The organism is Vibrio sp. V23_P3S9T160 (genome assembly GCF_963886625.1).
GTDB classification, from domain to species: Bacteria; Pseudomonadota; Gammaproteobacteria; order Enterobacterales; family Vibrionaceae; genus Vibrio; species Vibrio anguillarum.
Genome location: NZ_CAWPDB010000174.1, coordinates 1 through 15,917 on the forward strand (window position 1 = coordinate 1; position 15,917 = coordinate 15,917).

Sequence of the window (15,917 nt, forward strand, 5' to 3'; positions counted from 1 at the left end):
ACGTATAAGTGTGTGAGTGCTTTGCGTCTCAGCATGAATCCAACCTGTGAGCGATAACAAGATGAATAGTGCACTAACACTAAACAGTACTGATACAAAATCACACGCTGTTGAACGAGAAAAAGAGAACACCAAATCGGAAAACCTTACGGAGTATCTGATTGAGGCGGTTGTTGAAGGGCGTATAGCACCGGGCAGCAAGATTTCAGAACCCGAACTCGCCAAACGTTTTCAAGTCAGCCGTGGGCCACTGCGTGAAGCGATAATGCGTGTGGAAGGCTTGGGGTTGATCGAACGTGTTTCACATGTGGGTGCGCGAGTCATTGAGTTGTCACCCGGTAAGTTGGTGGAGCTTTATGCAGTACGCGAAGCGTTAGAGGGTATGGCGGCAAGGTTAGCGGCGCGCAACATTTCGTCCTCTGAATTACAAGGGCTAGAGGCATTATTGTCGACACATTCGAATCATATTGAGCAAGTCGAAGGGGCTTCCTATTTCCATCAACACGGTGATTTTGACTTTCATTACCGCATCATCAAAGCCAGCCGTAATCATAAATTAGTGACTTTATTGTGTGATGAGCTCTATCACTTACTGCGCATGTATCGTTATCAATCGCCACGCTCACATTCACGCCCGAAGGAGGCGTTGGATGAGCACAAATACATTCTACAAGCGATCAAAAACCGCGATGAAGAACTGGCTGAGATGTTGATGCGACGCCATATTTCGGGCAGTCGAATCTTGATTGAACAGCAGATAGTAAAAGAGTAAGCCACAGGGCGGCGGGTAGAAAATAATCATGCATGCAATGAAGCAAACCAAGAACCACGCATAGAGCGGCCTTGAATAAGGGCGATAACCAAGCGACTGATTAGGAGAATCTCATGAGCTTAAGTCAGGGGGCGAAATTTAGACTCGCTGTTCAACAAAATGATCCGTTGCAGATTGTCGGCACGATCAATCCCTATTGCGCAATGATGGCCAAACGTTTAGGCCACCAAGCCATTTATCTGTCGGGTGGTGGCATCGCTAACGCTTCGTATGGTTTGCCTGATTTAGGTATCACCACATTAAATGATGTGCTGGTGGATGTTGAGCGCATCACCAATGCGTGTGATTTGCCTTTGTTGGTGGATATTGATACCGGTTTTGGCGGCGCATTTAGTATTGCTCGCACTATCAAAGCGATGGAGAAAGCGGGCGCTGCTGCCGTGCATATGGAAGATCAAGTTGCGCAGAAACGCTGCGGGCACCGCCCTAATAAAGCGATCGTCAGCCAGCAAGAGATGGTTGATCGCGTAAAAGCCGCGGTAGATGCACGAGTGAACCCAGAGTTTGTGATCATGGCGCGCACCGATGCGTTAGCGGTGGAAGGCATTGATAGCGCCATTGAACGTGCCATTGCTTGCGTGCAGGCCGGAGCCGATATGATTTTCCCCGAAGCGATGACCACTCTTGAGCAGTACGATCGTTTCTCCACCGCGCTAAGCGCAGCTTGTGGTAAGTCAGTGCCGATTTTAGCCAATATTACTGAGTTTGGGCAGACGCCGCTCTACCCATGTGCAGAACTTGCTCAAGTGAAAGTGGATATGGTGCTTTACCCATTGAGTGCGTTTCGTGCGATGAATAAAGCGGCTGAGAATGTCTATCGTCATTTATTAGAGCAGGGCAACCAACAAGCTTTGCTCGATAGCATGCAAACCCGTAGCGAGCTGTATGACTATCTCAATTACCACGATTACGAAGATAAGCTCGACGAGCTTTTTTCATCAAAGGAATAATAAAAACAAAGGAAAAGGAGTTCAACATGTCAAACGCACCACTGGGCGGCGCAGGTCTGCGCGGTCAAAGCGCGGGAGTCACCGCTTTATGTACTGTCGGAAAAACGGGGACGGGTCTAACTTATCGAGGTTATGACATCACCGATCTTGCCAACCATGCACAGTTTGAAGAGGTCGCTCATCTGTTATTGATTGGCCATTTACCTAATCAAAGTGAACTTGACCAGTACAAAACCCGCTTAATGGGATTACGAGGTTTACCGCAGCCGTTAAAAGCCGCGCTAGAGCTGCTGCCAGCCAGTACACATCCAATGGACGTAATGCGCACCGGCTGTTCAGTTTTAGGCAACCTTGAAACCGAGCACAGTTTTGCTGAGCAGTTGAGTGCGACCGAACGGATGTTGGCACTTTTCCCCGCTATTATCTGTTATTGGTATCGTTTCAGCCATCAAGGCATCCGGATTGACACTGAAGATCAAAGCGAAGCATGCATTGGTGGCTACTTCTTAAAAATGCTGACAGGAAAAGCACCGAGCGAGCTGCATAAGCAGGTGATGCATTGCTCATTGATTCTGTACGCAGAGCATGAGTTTAATGCATCAACGTTTTCCGCGCGCGTCTGTGCTTCTACGCTGTCAGATATTCACTCTTGCGTAACCGGGGCGATTGGCACACTGCGCGGCCCGTTGCATGGTGGAGCCAATGAAGCGGCGATGGCGATGATTGAACGCTGGCAAACACCGGACGAAGCTGAGGCCAATATTCTGCAAATGTTGGCTAATAAAGACAAAATTATGGGCTTTGGTCATGCCATTTATCGTGAAAGTGACCCGCGTAACGCATTGATCAAACGTTGGTCAAAAGCGTTATCTGAAGCGGTGGGTGATACGCATTTGTACGCGGTATCAGAACGTGTTGAAGCGGTGATGAAACGTGAGAAAGGCCTATTTTGTAATGCGGATTTTTTCCACGCTTCGGCCTACCATTTTATGGGTATCCCTACGCCATTATTTACCCCTATTTTTGTGATGAGTCGATTAACTGGCTGGGCCGCTCATGTGTTTGAGCAGCGCGCTAATAACCGAATTATTCGCCCAAGTGCCGATTATGACGGTCCTGAACATCAAGAGTGGATACCAATAGAGCAGCGTTAATGGGATGAAATCAAGCCATGCTCCTTTGGTGTATGGTTTGATGGTAGGTAAAACTTAGCTCGCTAGACGATGTTTTGAATAGACAATGTTTCGAATAGACAGTTTTATGGGTGGAATTGATGAGTCATCAAACGATCAACAGCCAATACAAAAAAGTATTACCAGCGACCGCGCTGGAGTATTTTGATGCACGACAAGCGGTCAATGATATCCAAGCCGGAGCGTATGATCGGCTACCTTACACCTCACGAATACTGGCGGAAAACTTAGTCCGCCGCTGTGAGCCGCACACATTGGTTGATTCGCTGAAACAGCTGATTGAGCGTAAGCGCGATCTCGACTTCCCGTGGTATCCGGCGCGTGTGGTGTGCCACGACATTTTAGGGCAAACCGCTTTAGTGGACTTGGCGGGGTTAAGAGACGCGATCGCTCAGCAAGGTGGTGATCCATCCAAAGTAAACCCTGTGGTGGAAACGCAACTGATTGTCGATCACTCACTCGCGGTTGAACATGCCGGCTTTGAAGCGGACGCGTTTGAAAAAAACCGTGCGATTGAAGATCGCCGCAATGAAGATCGCTTTCACTTCATCGAATGGTGCAAAACAGCCTTTGAAAATGTCAGCGTTATTCCGGCGGGTAATGGCATCATGCACCAGATTAACTTAGAAAAAATGTCGCCCGTCATCCAAGTGAAAAACGGCTTAGCATTTCCAGATACTTGTGTCGGTACTGACAGCCATACTCCTCATGTCGATTCATTAGGCGTGCTGGCGATTGGCGTCGGTGGGTTAGAAGCCGAAACAGTGATGTTAGGTCGGCCTTCGATGATGCGTCTGCCCGATATTGTCGGCGTTAAACTAACCGGTCAACGCCAAGCGGGGATCACCGCGACCGACATTGTGCTTGCCATTACGGAGTTCTTGCGAAATCAGCGCGTGGTGTCTTGTTATCTGGAGTTTTTCGGAGAAGGCGCTCGCGCATTGACGATTGGCGATCGTGCAACGCTTTCCAATATGACACCTGAATATGGTGCAACCGCAGGTATGTTCTATATTGATGAGCAAACCATCAACTACCTCAAACTCACGGGTCGAGACGCACAGCAAGTAGCCTTGGTTGAACAATACGCTAAGCAAACCGGCTTATGGGCCGATGATTTGATTGAAGCGCAATACGAACGGGTGCTGGAATTTGATCTCTCAAGTGTACAGCGCAATTTAGCCGGGCCTTCGAATCCTCATCGCCGTTTGCCGACAAGCGAACTGACCGAGCGCGGTATTGCGGGGGCGTGGCAAACCAAAGAAGGCGAATTACCTGATGGCGCAGTGATCATCGCCGCCATTACTTCGTGCACCAATACCAGTAATCCGCGCAATGTCGTGGCCGCCGCATTGCTGGCGAAAAAGGCCAATCAATTGGGTTTGGTTCGCAAACCTTGGATCAAAACCTCTTTTGCACCGGGCTCAAAAGTAGCCAAACTTTATTTAGAGGAAGCTGGCCTGCTGCCTGAGCTAGAACAGCTCGGTTTTGGCATCGTCGCTTATGCATGCACCACCTGTAATGGCATGAGTGGCGCGCTTGATCCAATGATTGAGCAGCAAATCATTGAACGCGATCTCTATACTACGGCTGTGCTATCAGGTAACCGAAACTTTGATGGCCGCATTCATCCCTATGCGAAACAGGCTTTTCTTGCCTCTCCGCCATTGGTGGTGGCGTATGCACTTGCGGGTACGATTCGTTTTGATATTGAAAAAGACGCATTGGGAATAGATGCGCAAGGCAAGCCGATTTACCTCAATGATTTATGGCCAACTGATGAAGAGATCGATGATGTGGTGGCGCGCCATGTTAAGCCCGAACAGTTCAAACAAATCTACATTCAGATGTTTAAATTAGATGAGCACATGGCCAAACAAAAGCCACTTTATGATTGGCGCCCCATGAGCACTTATATCCGTCGTCCGCCTTATTGGGAAGGTGCGTTAGCGGGTGAACGTCGGCTGTCGGCCATGCGACCTTTGGCTATTTTAGGTGACAACATCACTACGGATCATTTATCGCCATCGAACGCTATTTTAGCGACCAGTGCCGCTGGGGAATATTTGCTCAAAATGGGCGTTCCGGAGCAAGATTTCAACTCCTATGCCACGCATCGTGGTGACCATCTGACCGCGCAACGCGCCACTTTTGCTAACCCCAAACTGTTCAATGAGATGGTGCAAGAGGAGGGCAAAGTAAAGCAAGGCTCGTTGGCGCGCATTGAACCTGAAGGCTTGGTTACCCGCATGTGGGAAGTGATAGAGACTTATATGGATCGTAAGCAGCCATTGATCATTATTGCTGGGGCCGATTATGGGCAAGGTTCGTCACGTGATTGGGCGGCGAAAGGTGTACGTTTGGCGGGAGTTGAAGCCATTGTTGCCGAGGGGTTTGAACGGATCCATCGCACGAATTTAGTCGGGATGGGTGTTCTGCCACTGCAATTTAAAACGGGAACGGACCGCCACACACTGAAACTCGATGGTACTGAGCTTTATGATGTGGTGGGAGATATTAAGCCGGGCATCAACTTAACCTTGGTGATCACGCGTACGCAAGGCGCAAATAAGGGCGAACAGCAGAAGGTTACGGTGACTTGTCGTTTAGACACGGCTGATGAAGTCAGTGTGTATCAGGCTGGTGGCGTATTGCAGCGTTTTGCGCAAGATTTTCTGGCTCAATGACGCTAAGGATAAAGGAGTATCAGGTGAGTAACTCATTAAAAATTCCGGCGATGTATATGCGCGGCGGCACCAGTAAGGGCGTGTTTTTTCGGCTTGAAGATTTACCCAAAGAGGCTCAGCAAGCGGGAGAGGCGCGAGATCAACTGCTGTTGCGTGTCATTGGTAGCCCCGATCCTTATGGCAAACAAATTGATGGCATGGGCGGCGCAAGTTCTAGCACCAGCAAAGCCGTGATTCTCTCCAAAAGTGAGCAAGCCGATCACGATGTGGATTATTTGTTCGGCCAAGTTTCGATAGACAAAGCGTTTGTAGACTGGAGCGGCAACTGCGGTAACCTTTCTGCGGCGGTAGGGCCATTTGCGATTCACAGCGGTTTTATCGACCCAGAACGGATCCCTAATAACGGTGTAGTGGCGGTTCGCGTTTGGCAAGCCAACATTGGTAAAACCATTCTCATCCATGTGCCAATTGAGCAGGGTGAAGTGCAAGAGTGTGGTGATTTCGAACTTGATGGGGTGACCTTTCCCGCTGCTGAAATTGCGGTTGATTTTCTCGATCCTGCCGATGATAGCGGTGTGATGTTCCCAACCGGAAATGTGCTCGACCAACTGCAAATCCCCGGCGTGGGAACCTTGAATGCAACGCTCATTAATGCGGGCATTCCGACGATTTTTATCGATGCTCACGACATCGGTTATCAAGGTACTGAACTGCAAGAGGCGATCAACAATGATGATCATGCCTTGGCGATGTTTGAAGCGATTCGCGCTTATGGCGCTGTGAAAATGGGTTTGATTGAGCATATTGAACAAGCCCAACTGCGCCAACATACGCCTAAAGTAGCGTTTGTAGCAAAAGCGCAATCCTATTTGTCATCCAGTGGTAAAGCGGTATCGGCGAACGATGTCGATATTGTGGTGCGCGCGCTGTCTATGGGAAAACTGCATCATGCGATGATGGGAACGGCCGCCGTGGCCATCGCTTCAGCGGCCAGTGTCCCTGGGACGTTAGTGAATATGTTGGCGGGCGGTGGAGCAAAAGAATCGGTCACTTTTGGTCATCCATCCGGTACGCTGAAAGTGGGCGCTAAAGCCGTTTTACGAGAGGGTCATTGGGGAATAGAGAAAGCTAGTATGAGCCGCAGCGCGCGGGTGTTAATGGAAGGTTGGGTGCGAGTCCATCGTTAAGCCTCAAATCATGTTAAGGGAAATGTTATGTCGGCATATTTAAAGGAATATCAATGGGCTCAATCTGAACCTGAATCATTTTGGCAGGCTCAAGCTCGGCAGATTGAGTGGTTTGAGTTTCCCCAAACTATCTTACAAAAAGATGAGCATGGCATTGAACGCTGGTTTACCGATGGTGTACTCAATACCTGTTGGTTGGCGCTAGATTATCATTGTGAAGAGGGGCGAGGTGAACAAACCGCGCTGATTTATGATTCCCCAGTGACCGGAAGAAAGCGTCAATACAGCTATACACAATTACGAGATCAGGTAGCGAAAGTGGCGGGAATGCTGGCAATGCAAGGTGTTGCTAAAGGCGATCGGGTGATCATTTATATGCCAATGATCCCGGAAGCAGGGATGGCGATGCTCGCTTGTGCACGGCTTGGCGCGATTCACTCTGTCGTTTTTGGCGGTTTTGCACCCAATGAATTAGCGGTACGTATTGAAGATGCTGAACCGAAAGTGATTATGACGGCATCTTGCGGTATCGAAATCAATAAGATTTTACCCTACAAACCCTTAGTTGACCGTGCCATTTTAGACAGCAAATGGAAGCCGGAAAAAGTGGTGGTGTTACAACGCTCGGAGCATGTGGCTGACTTAAATAATGAGCGAGATCTAGAGTGGAATCGAGCCGTTAAAGAAGCACCGTCGCATGATTGTGTGCCGGTTTTGGCGACCGATCCGCTTTATATTCTTTACACATCAGGTACAACAGGCAAACCCAAAGGGGTGGTGCGCGACAACGGTGGTCATGCAGTCGCGATGAAGTACTCCATGTCAACCATCTACAATATGCCTCAACAAGGTGTTTTTTGGGCTGCGTCGGACGTGGGGTGGGTAGTCGGTCACTCTTACATTGTTTATGCGCCCTTGATTCACGGTTGCACCACTATTTTGTATGAAGGTAAACCGGTACGCACACCCGATCCGGCTGCATTTTGGCGAGTGTGCCAAGAGTATAAGGTGGACGTACTTTTTTCTGCGCCTACCGCCTTTCGCGCCATCAAAAAAGAAGATCCCAATGGCGATCTACTCAAACATTATGATTTATCCACTTTAACCACTATTTTTATGGCCGGAGAACGTCTTGACCCGCCGACACTTGAATGGGTAGAACAGCACACTCAAAAGCCAGTAGTTGACCATTGGTGGCAAACCGAAACCGGTTGGGCGATTGCTGGAAATCCGATAGGGCTTGAGTCAATGCCAATTAAAGCGGGGTCAGCAACGAAACCGATTCCCGGTTATCAGGTCGAGATTCTCAATGAGCTAGGTGAAGTGATGCCCGCCAATCAACAAGGGTTTGTGGCGTTGAAGCGCCCCTTACCACCAAGTTGTTTAGCGACGGTATGGCGTGATCACGAACGATTTGAGTCCAGTTACCTTGCTCAATTTGACGGTTACTATGTTTCTGGTGATGGTGGCTATTTGGATGAAGAGGGTTATCTCTTCATCATGGGGCGAATTGATGATGTGATAAACGTTGCAGGCCATCGTTTATCTACGGGGGAGATGGAAGAAATCGTCGGTGCTCATCCTGCGGTTGCCGAATGTGCTGTAGTCGGAGTGTATGACGAGCTGAAAGGGCAGTTGCCGTTAGGGTTGGTGGTGCTTAAAGATGGCGTTAAGGTGGATGAGCGCGAGTTGGAACAAGAACTTGTTAACAAAGTGCGCAGTGAAATTGGTGCGGTAGCGTGCTTTAAGCATGCGTTAATTGTTGATCGTTTACCCAAAACGCGCTCTGGTAAAATTCTGCGTCGAGTCATTCGACAAATTGCCGATGGCGAAGAGTATGCTGTCCCTTCAACAATTGATGACCCAATGAGCTTGAGTGAGTTAGAAAAAGCGCTCCATCACTAGCGGCTACATATAGTTGACGATTAATCGAGGCGCCTCAGATGAATGAGGCGTTTTCATTACCAATTTGCCATCCGCATTTTATTTGTTTCTCTTAGTTCATCGGTCTTATTTCTAAGACGAAATTAGCGTTCAATTGAACAAAAACACTACGCATGAAGATATATTTTTTAATCACTATCTTATAGAATCACGGCCCAAGCTTTATTCATTCAGAGCGCGAAATATGTCGTTAGTTATCATCACTCCTGCTTGTGATCGTGATTTACCGCAACTGAATCAGTTGATGTATGACCTTCATCATGAACATCACCTTGCTTGCCCTGAGTATTTCAAAACAGCAGAAGAGATTGAACAAGAAAAAAGTATTGCTCGTTATTTAGATGATCCGGAATGTTTGGTTTACGTTGCCAAAATAGACAGTCAAATTGTGGGATTTATATCGGGTCACTTTTGCGAGTTAATTTCAAGCGTGAGCAAAGCGGTACCAATGGGCAGTATTGATGAGCTTTACGTTGAGCCACAATATCGTAAGCAGCATATCGCACAGCAGCTGTTTCAAAAAATGGAACAGACATTAAAAGAGTACGGTATTACCCAAGTATTTGTCGAAGTGTGGGATTTTAACCAAGGAGCGCAATCTTTTTATCAACGTTCTGGTTTTTCATCGCATATACATTGGTTAAGAAAGTCAATCGATAGCAAGTAATTCGATAATAATAATCATGGATTTTTAATGTGTTAAAACAGTTTTCATTGTTGAGTGTCTGTTTGCTGTCGTTGTTCTGGTCAAGTGTTGGTGTCGCTCAACAACCCGTAACGCTACCAGATAATATTCGTGGTGCTCTATGCCTAGTTAAAGCCGATCATAAGATCGTGCTCGTTAACGAGGTGATCACCAAGCAGATTTCATTACCAGGAGGGACGATATCTCCCGGTGAATCTCCAGAATTGGCCGCGCAAAGAGAAACATGGGAAGAAACGGGCCTTGTTGTAACTGTAGGGCGCACGTTGGGGTATACGGATACGGCTGTCGTTTACAGCTGTCGCAGTGATTCCGATGTGATTGCTTTTGAGTCAAAAAATAGCCGTAATGGACATGAGTTGCCTATTTGGTTTGCTCCTCATTATGGTGTCGAGGTTGCTAGCGCAATGCTGATCGATCCGTATCGTATTGATGCAAGTCAGTATCGTTACCCTGAGCAATGGGATCGGATCAAAACCATGTATCAAGAAGCGGATAGCCAACCCGTGATTTATGTAGAGAATCTGGTTTCTGCTGCGCCTCGGTTTCACCAAATCGAATTAGGCTGGATGATGAAATTGCAGAATACGGTTGCGGAATGGCCGTATACGCTGAGTTCGTCGATTTATCAAATCGCAGTATGGATCACCAAATTGACGGATCCTTTATTGCTGATAGTTTTGTTTCCAGTGATTGCCTGTTATCTGGGTAAAGAGTCTGTTTATAAGATATTTTTTGTGGTTACCGTGAGTTCATTGTTGTCATTAGTCGCTCAGCAAGGATTTGCATTACCAAGACCCCATGCCTATATACCATTGTTGGAACTTTGCCAAAGTTACGGGTACGGTTTTCCAAGTTTACCGATTGCAGTTTGGTTTGGTGTAGGGATATCACTATTGCGAGCTTTTGATCATCTCGATTTCAACCGAATGTTTGTGGGTTTTATCGTGTTGATGGGGCTATTAATGTTGGCCAAATTCTATATTGGGGAAGCCTTCATCAGCGATATGGTGATAGGTGGATTGTTGGGCGCTCTGGTTGCGTGGCACATTGTTCGTTTAGATGAACAATCTTATACCGACGTCAGAACACTGCTGGGTTCGCGTGGGGTATGGTGGGGTTTAACGATCACGGTTGCACTGCTGGTTATGATCTGGCCCTTGCCTAGTTTCACCGCTTGGTTAGCCATTTTGCTGACGGCATCGGCTTTAGTTATGACAAAGAGCACTGAACCACTACACATCACTCTTCAACGAATGTGGCTGCTGATCGTTTTCTTATTAGCACTCAATCAAGTGGTGTTATTTGGTGCCACGCTCGTTTCATACAGCAGTATTTTCTCTTTATTGGTTGAGACGCTCCGCTTGCCAATACTCATGCTCATCTTTGCATGGTTCATGCGAAAATGCCGTGCTTAACTTGGTTGTTTAGTCAACATCCCGATTAAAGACGCCTCGACGGAGGCGTCTTTAATGCCTATTCGTGAGACTCACCGAGTACAAATTTTTCTATAGCAACTGCTACACCATCGTTGTCATTACTGAGTGTAATATAGTCGGCTAGCTGCTTAGTTTGTTCCATCGCATTTGCCATTGCAATTCCAAGTCCTGCGTATTGCAGCATGTGATGATCATTTTCAGCATCTCCCATACAAATAATGTGTTTAGCCTCGATCCCCAAGTGCTCGGCAATCGCTTTGACACCGACGCCTTTATTACTGTGTGTGTTTAGGAATTCAAGAAAGAATGGTGCACTTTGTACAATGGTAAACTGCTGATAGAGTTCCCGAGGAAGTTGCTCAATGGTTTTTTGTAGCAAGCTAGGCTCTGCCACAATCATTGCTTTGATGATGGGATGATCATCTTCAAGCTGTTCAAAATCCATTTCCGTGATAGGCAGTCCGTTGATTCTTGCTTCAAGCTCGGTATATTCACTGATTTTAGGCGTGATCAGACCATGAACTTGGCTAAAGGCGTGCGTATTCACGTTAAGTTGGTTAGCAAGGTTAGCGACTAATTTTGCAGAGCGGCCATCGATAATTTTGTGATGAATAATTTCACCACTGCCAATGTTTTGAACCATTGACCCATTATAGTAAAGGACAAAATCCTCATTTGAGTTTAAATGCAGTTCTTGCAACTTATCGCGCATGCCATCAATGGGACGTCCAGACGCCAGCACAACTCTAACTCCTTTTTCACGAGCTTTGGCTATAGCCTGTTTTGTTCTGGCTGTGATCTGTTTTTGGCTATTGAGAAGAGTACCGTCCATATCTAAAGCGATGAGTTTATACATGACTTACCTAAATTAAGTGAAGAAGAAAGCCAGCAGCTTATGCAAGTTGAGATGTGATCGCCACTGATTTAGTCAAATTTTTACGCACGTGATGGGTTTAGTTTGACCTAAGGCAAGGCATCTATTAAGGTCAGCGACCTGCATTTTTTGATATTGAGTTAGGCTGAGTTTACGTTGTACAAAATTAATGAAATGTTTGAGACCATTCAAGGTGAAGGCGTGCATACCGGCGTTCCTGCGGTTTTTATTCGTTTGCAAGAATGCCCAGTGGGATGCGCTTGGTGCGATACAAAGCAGACGTGGGATGCAACGCCGCAAGATGAACGCCCAATCAATGACGTGCTAGCCAAAACCCAAGATAGCCCAACTTGGTGCTCAGTCAGTGCAGAAGAGATGGTGTCGATCTATAAAACACAGGGTTATCATGCTAAACATATTGTAATTACGGGTGGTGAACCGTGTATTTATGATCTGCGTCCACTTGCGCAAGCATTTGAGGCAATGGGATGTCACATTCAAATTGAAACCAGCGGCACATTCCCGGTTCAAACCTCGGTAAATACATGGGTGACAGTGTCACCAAAAATTGCAATGAAGGGCAAACTGCCTGTACTCGATTCAGCTCTGTTAAGAGCAAATGAGATCAAGCACCCCGTCGCAGCGGCTAAAGATATTGAACAGCTAGATACGTTATTGCTGCGAGCGCAAGTTCCTGATTCAACAGTGATTGCTTTACAGCCTATTAGTCAGAAAGAGCGGGCAACCCAATTGTGCATTGAAACATGCATTGCGAGGAACTGGCGTTTATCGATTCAAACGCATAAATATTTAAGTATTGCCTGAGGAGAGGAAAATGAAAAAAGCCGTTGTGGTATTTAGTGGTGGCCAAGATTCAACAACCTGTTTGGTTCAGGCATTAAAAGAGTTTGATGAAGTGCACGCCATCACCTTTGATTATGGCCAACGCCATAAACTCGAGATTGAGGTTGCCAGCACCTTAGCGAAAAAGTTAGGTGTAGCTGCACATAAAGTCATGGATGTCAGCTTACTCAATGAGTTGGCGATCAGTTCACTCACTCGTGACGATATTCCAGTATCACACGAGTTACAAGAGAATGGGTTACCGAACTCGTTTGTGCCGGGGCGTAACATTCTGTTTTTGACCCTTGCGGGTATTTACGCGTATCAAATAGGTGCAGATGAGGTAATTACCGGTGTTTGTGAAACCGATTTTTCTGGTTATCCGGATTGCCGAAATGACTTTGTTAAAGCGATGAACAGTGCTTTGGTGCAAGGGATGGATCGCCCATTCAACATTCGTACTCCTTTAATGTGGCTAAACAAAGCAGAAACTTGGGCATTGGCGGATCAACATGATGCTCTCGAACTCATAAGACACGAAACACTGACTTGTTATAACGGTATTATTGGTGATGGTTGTGGCGATTGCCCATCATGTGAGCTACGTAAAGCGGGTTTAAACGATTATTTAGTAAACAAAGCGTTGGTGATGAATGCGCTTCACCAAAAGCAATCTGTAACTTTATGATGTATCTAATAATCAACGTATAGATCAAGTGAAATTTAAACGGGTGTTCTAGTGTTTGCGAATGGAATAGCGTGCAAATAGAACACCCATTATTTGGCTCAAGGTACTAAATAGTTCAAGGTACTAAAGGTACATTTTGGCCAAATCTGCAGGTTCTACTTCTTTACCTTCTAAGCTTGCATTCCAGTTGGTGCCAATTAATACACCATCTTCATCAAGGGTAATCAACCAATCTTCTACGAAAATATCGAGAGGGATTTCTAACACTTCGAAGTCAGACCACTCTTCAACGTTGTGAGTTTGTGCATCTTCTTTGGTTGACCAAAAGGGCATAACTTCACTACTTTCAAATTCTGTCGAGTCGCATGCCAGCCAACCATCTTCATTTTTTAAGCCCCATACTAGTTGGGTCTCTTTTGTTTGTTCAATAAACAATTCTAAGTTTGCTTGAAGGTCAGCAGTTAATTTGCTCATTATCTTTATCTCATAAGGTGATGACGCGCAAGGATAGCATTTTGTGCTAGTAAACTCATTACAATTTTAGACAGAAAAAAGGGGCGAAAACGCCCCAATCCTCGATAAATATCGATTTCAACGCTCGCGTTTGGTGAAAATGGTCCACTCTTCTTTCACCGAACCTTTGTGGCCGACGACAGTGGCGACAACTTTTCTATTCATCGCATGGCTAATATCATCATCACCATTTTCTGTCAGTTCAGTATCACCAAAACCAACAATACGGACACGAGTATGGCTAATGCCGTAACTAACAAGCGCCTTCTCGACGTTATAAGCTCGGTTTTTCGATAACTCTAAGTTATAACCTGGATTCCCAACCTTACTGGCATAACCTTGTAATTCAATCGAAGCTGAAGGGTATTGCTTGAGAAAATTGGCCATTGACCGTATTTGACTTAGAAACACAGGGTTGACTATTGCTGAATCATTCGCAAACAGAATTCTAAGCTGGAGTTGCTCTTCGGTTTTAATGAAAGTGCCACAACCATCATTATCGATCTCTGACTTCAATGGTGTTTCGGGGCACAAATCTCTGGCATTAATCACGCCGTCAAAATCATCGTCACGTAAATCGTCTATTTGATCAGCGAGTGGCATATCAATATATGGATAACCATCTCTAGCAGATGAAGCCGTCGAGGTGATAAAGAGTAAGCTCGCTATCATTGGCCATAAGTATTTCAACATGTTAGTACTCCACCGCATCATGCCACTCTTTGGGTGTATCCACTCTCAACGAACTCAACAATGACCCAGTTGCATTCATAACACGGTATTTTGCATACTGTTCATCGTATTTGGCATCGAGATAACCTTTTCTTGCTTCGAAAAGCTCATTTTCAGTATTCAACACATCCAATAGTGTTCGCTTGCCGAGCTTATATTGTTTTTCATAAGCAATAACCGTATCTGAAGCAGAATCAACATGATCGGCTAAAAATTCTTTTTGTTGTAATGTCAAATCAAGAGCGCTCCAAGATAAACGCAACCCCTCTTCAACACTACGATAAGTCCGATCTCTTAAATCTTTCGCTTTGTTCATTTGGTAGGCTGCACTGTCGGTGCGCGCAGAATCTGAACCACCATTATATAGGTTGTAACGCATCCTAATCATGGCCGAGAATTCATCGCTGCTACCTTCTATCCCACCGGCATCATCACGCCATGTTTGTGCAGCTTCGAAAGATAACGTTGGGTAATTTGTTCCCTGAGTTTGTTTATATTGAAACTTTGCGGAATCGACATCGGCTTGCGCTACTTTGATGACCGGGTGATCTTGGTAGGCTTTTTCTAAAGCGTAATCAACGGTAAAAGGCAAAGCAGAGTGGTCTGCTCTAGGGAAAATTAAATCTTGAGGAGGTTGACCTACCAACCGTTTAAACTGGGTATGTATATCAAACAGATTATTCTGTGCAGCTAAAAGATTTCCATGGGCTTTAGCTAGACGAGCTTCAACCTGAGAAAGATCAGCGGTTGAACCAATGCCTGATTCCACACGCTTTTGTATATCACGATATATTTTCTTATGTACTGAGAGGTTGCTTTCAGAAAGTGTCAGTATTTCAAACGCTTTCGTTGCATCGAGATACACCTTAGTGACCTCTAATGCGATATCTTGAGCGTCAGCTAAGAGTTGGAAACGAACGGATTCGGCATCAGCCGAAGTACGATCAATATCGTTTAAAGTCGAAGATCCATCCCAAATCAGTTGGGTTAAGGTAATGGTGGCTTCTTTACGAGTAAGTTCATTTTCAGTACCAGAGGCTAAATCTACCGCTTCGTAGCCAATACCAGCATCGAGATCGATCCTTGGAAGGTAAGCACCAGAAGAGGCTTCGCTATTATAGCGCTTACTCACATATTCGTTATATGCACTTTTAATATTTGGATTGGTTGCAAGCGTTATTGACACCGCTTGCTCAAGAGTCTGGCTATATACAGAGATCGGGAAGCTGAGTGCGATGGCGTAGCTCAACGTTTTCATGTTCATCCAATTCACTTGGGCACTCCTCTAGGGACTTCTACTTCTTTATAAGCCGCAATAGTACGGCATTAGCT

14 protein-coding genes are annotated in these 15,917 nt (G+C 46.1%); 10 read left to right on the forward strand and 4 right to left on the reverse strand.

Features of this window, described 5'->3' with window-relative positions:
• Positions 1-61: 61 nt before the first annotated feature.
• From AACU59_RS16560 to AACU59_RS16595, 8 genes are all read left to right on the forward strand, one after another.
• The gene (locus AACU59_RS16560) at positions 62-772 is read left to right on the forward strand and encodes a GntR family transcriptional regulator (protein ID WP_094145603.1); all 711 of its coding nucleotides are present in this window, start codon (positions 62-64) and stop codon (positions 770-772) included.
• A 113-nt stretch (positions 773-885) separates the two neighbouring features.
• Complete coding sequence (prpB, locus tag AACU59_RS16565) at positions 886-1,782, forward strand: methylisocitrate lyase (protein WP_017046149.1); 897 nt, start codon at positions 886-888, stop codon at positions 1,780-1,782.
• A gap of 26 nt (positions 1,783-1,808) precedes the next feature.
• Positions 1,809-2,936 (forward strand): bifunctional 2-methylcitrate synthase/citrate synthase, encoded by a 1,128-nt coding sequence (gene prpC, locus AACU59_RS16570; RefSeq protein WP_094145604.1) that lies wholly within the window; start codon positions 1,809-1,811, stop codon positions 2,934-2,936.
• Positions 2,937-3,055: 119 nt separating this feature from the next.
• Positions 3,056-5,662 carry a Fe/S-dependent 2-methylisocitrate dehydratase AcnD gene (gene acnD / locus AACU59_RS16575; RefSeq protein WP_094145605.1) on the forward strand — a complete coding sequence of 869 codons (2,607 nt, stop codon included), beginning with the start codon at positions 3,056-3,058 and terminating at the stop codon, positions 5,660-5,662.
• Complete coding sequence (prpF, locus tag AACU59_RS16580; RefSeq protein ID WP_094145606.1) at positions 5,659-6,849, forward strand: 2-methylaconitate cis-trans isomerase PrpF; 1,191 nt, start codon at positions 5,659-5,661, stop codon at positions 6,847-6,849. The genes acnD and prpF overlap by 4 nt, the downstream gene beginning before the upstream one ends.
• Positions 6,850-6,876: 27 nt before the next feature.
• The gene (locus tag AACU59_RS16585; RefSeq protein WP_094145607.1) at positions 6,877-8,754 is read left to right on the forward strand and encodes a propionyl-CoA synthetase; all 1,878 of its coding nucleotides are present in this window, start codon (positions 6,877-6,879) and stop codon (positions 8,752-8,754) included.
• Between the two features lie 223 nt (positions 8,755-8,977).
• Positions 8,978-9,460: a GNAT family N-acetyltransferase gene (locus AACU59_RS16590; RefSeq protein ID WP_094145788.1), complete on the forward strand. Its 483-nt coding sequence runs from the start codon at positions 8,978-8,980 to the stop codon at positions 9,458-9,460.
• Between the two features lie 29 nt (positions 9,461-9,489).
• Positions 9,490-10,914 carry a bifunctional NUDIX hydrolase/phosphatase PAP2 family protein gene (locus tag AACU59_RS16595; RefSeq protein ID WP_094145787.1) on the forward strand — a complete coding sequence of 475 codons (1,425 nt, stop codon included), beginning with the start codon at positions 9,490-9,492 and terminating at the stop codon, positions 10,912-10,914.
• 58 nt (positions 10,915-10,972) lie between these two features.
• On the opposite strand, the gene yidA is transcribed toward AACU59_RS16595, so the two are convergent.
• Positions 10,973-11,791: a sugar-phosphatase gene (yidA, locus tag AACU59_RS16600; protein WP_094145786.1), complete on the reverse strand. Its 819-nt coding sequence runs from the start codon at positions 11,789-11,791 to the stop codon at positions 10,973-10,975.
• A 192-nt stretch (positions 11,792-11,983) separates the two neighbouring features.
• Between yidA and queE the strand changes: the two genes are divergently transcribed.
• Positions 11,984-12,634, forward strand: coding sequence for a 7-carboxy-7-deazaguanine synthase QueE (gene queE, locus AACU59_RS16605; protein WP_237666607.1), 651 nt, complete (start codon positions 11,984-11,986; stop codon positions 12,632-12,634).
• Between the two features lie 10 nt (positions 12,635-12,644).
• Complete coding sequence (gene queC, locus AACU59_RS16610; RefSeq protein WP_170899192.1) at positions 12,645-13,340, forward strand: 7-cyano-7-deazaguanine synthase QueC; 696 nt, start codon at positions 12,645-12,647, stop codon at positions 13,338-13,340.
• Between the two features lie 123 nt (positions 13,341-13,463).
• Here queC and AACU59_RS16615 read toward each other — a convergent pair whose 3' ends face one another.
• The 3 genes from AACU59_RS16615 to AACU59_RS16625 all read right to left on the reverse strand — a co-directional run bounded on the left by AACU59_RS16615 (position 13,464) and on the right by AACU59_RS16625 (position 15,858).
• Positions 13,464-13,814 carry a DUF2750 domain-containing protein gene (locus tag AACU59_RS16615; protein ID WP_013856942.1) on the reverse strand — a complete coding sequence of 117 codons (351 nt, stop codon included), beginning with the start codon at positions 13,812-13,814 and terminating at the stop codon, positions 13,464-13,466.
• Between the two features lie 117 nt (positions 13,815-13,931).
• Positions 13,932-14,567, reverse strand: coding sequence for an OmpA family protein (locus AACU59_RS16620; protein WP_017046139.1), 636 nt, complete (start codon positions 14,565-14,567; stop codon positions 13,932-13,934).
• Complete coding sequence (locus AACU59_RS16625) at positions 14,548-15,858, reverse strand: TolC family outer membrane protein (RefSeq protein WP_094145124.1); 1,311 nt, start codon at positions 15,856-15,858, stop codon at positions 14,548-14,550. Before AACU59_RS16625 ends, AACU59_RS16620 begins: the two co-directional genes overlap by 20 nt.
• Between the last annotated feature and the right edge of the window lie 59 nt (positions 15,859-15,917).

What these genes read in the sequence shown, in the direction of transcription:
- AACU59_RS16560 (WP_094145603.1), top strand. Translation starts at nt 62, where the DNA reads ATGAATAGTGCACTAACACTAAACAGTACTGATACAAAATCACACGCT.
- prpB (WP_017046149.1), top strand. Translation starts at nt 886, where the DNA reads ATGAGCTTAAGTCAGGGGGCGAAATTTAGACTCGCTGTTCAACAAAAT.
- prpC (WP_094145604.1), top strand. Translation starts at nt 1,809, where the DNA reads ATGTCAAACGCACCACTGGGCGGCGCAGGTCTGCGCGGTCAAAGCGCG.
- acnD (WP_094145605.1), top strand. Translation starts at nt 3,056, where the DNA reads ATGAGTCATCAAACGATCAACAGCCAATACAAAAAAGTATTACCAGCG.
- prpF (WP_094145606.1), top strand. Translation starts at nt 5,659, where the DNA reads ATGACGCTAAGGATAAAGGAGTATCAGGTGAGTAACTCATTAAAAATT.
- AACU59_RS16585 (WP_094145607.1), top strand. Translation starts at nt 6,877, where the DNA reads ATGTCGGCATATTTAAAGGAATATCAATGGGCTCAATCTGAACCTGAA.
- AACU59_RS16590 (WP_094145788.1), top strand. Translation starts at nt 8,978, where the DNA reads ATGTCGTTAGTTATCATCACTCCTGCTTGTGATCGTGATTTACCGCAA.
- yidA (WP_094145786.1), bottom strand. Translation starts at nt 11,791, where the DNA reads ATGTATAAACTCATCGCTTTAGATATGGACGGTACTCTTCTCAATAGC.
- queE (WP_237666607.1), top strand. Translation starts at nt 11,984, where the DNA reads ATGTTTGAGACCATTCAAGGTGAAGGCGTGCATACCGGCGTTCCTGCG.
- queC (WP_170899192.1), top strand. Translation starts at nt 12,645, where the DNA reads ATGAAAAAAGCCGTTGTGGTATTTAGTGGTGGCCAAGATTCAACAACC.
- AACU59_RS16615 (WP_013856942.1), bottom strand. Translation starts at nt 13,814, where the DNA reads ATGAGCAAATTAACTGCTGACCTTCAAGCAAACTTAGAATTGTTTATT.
- AACU59_RS16620 (WP_017046139.1), bottom strand. Translation starts at nt 14,567, where the DNA reads ATGATGCGGTGGAGTACTAACATGTTGAAATACTTATGGCCAATGATA.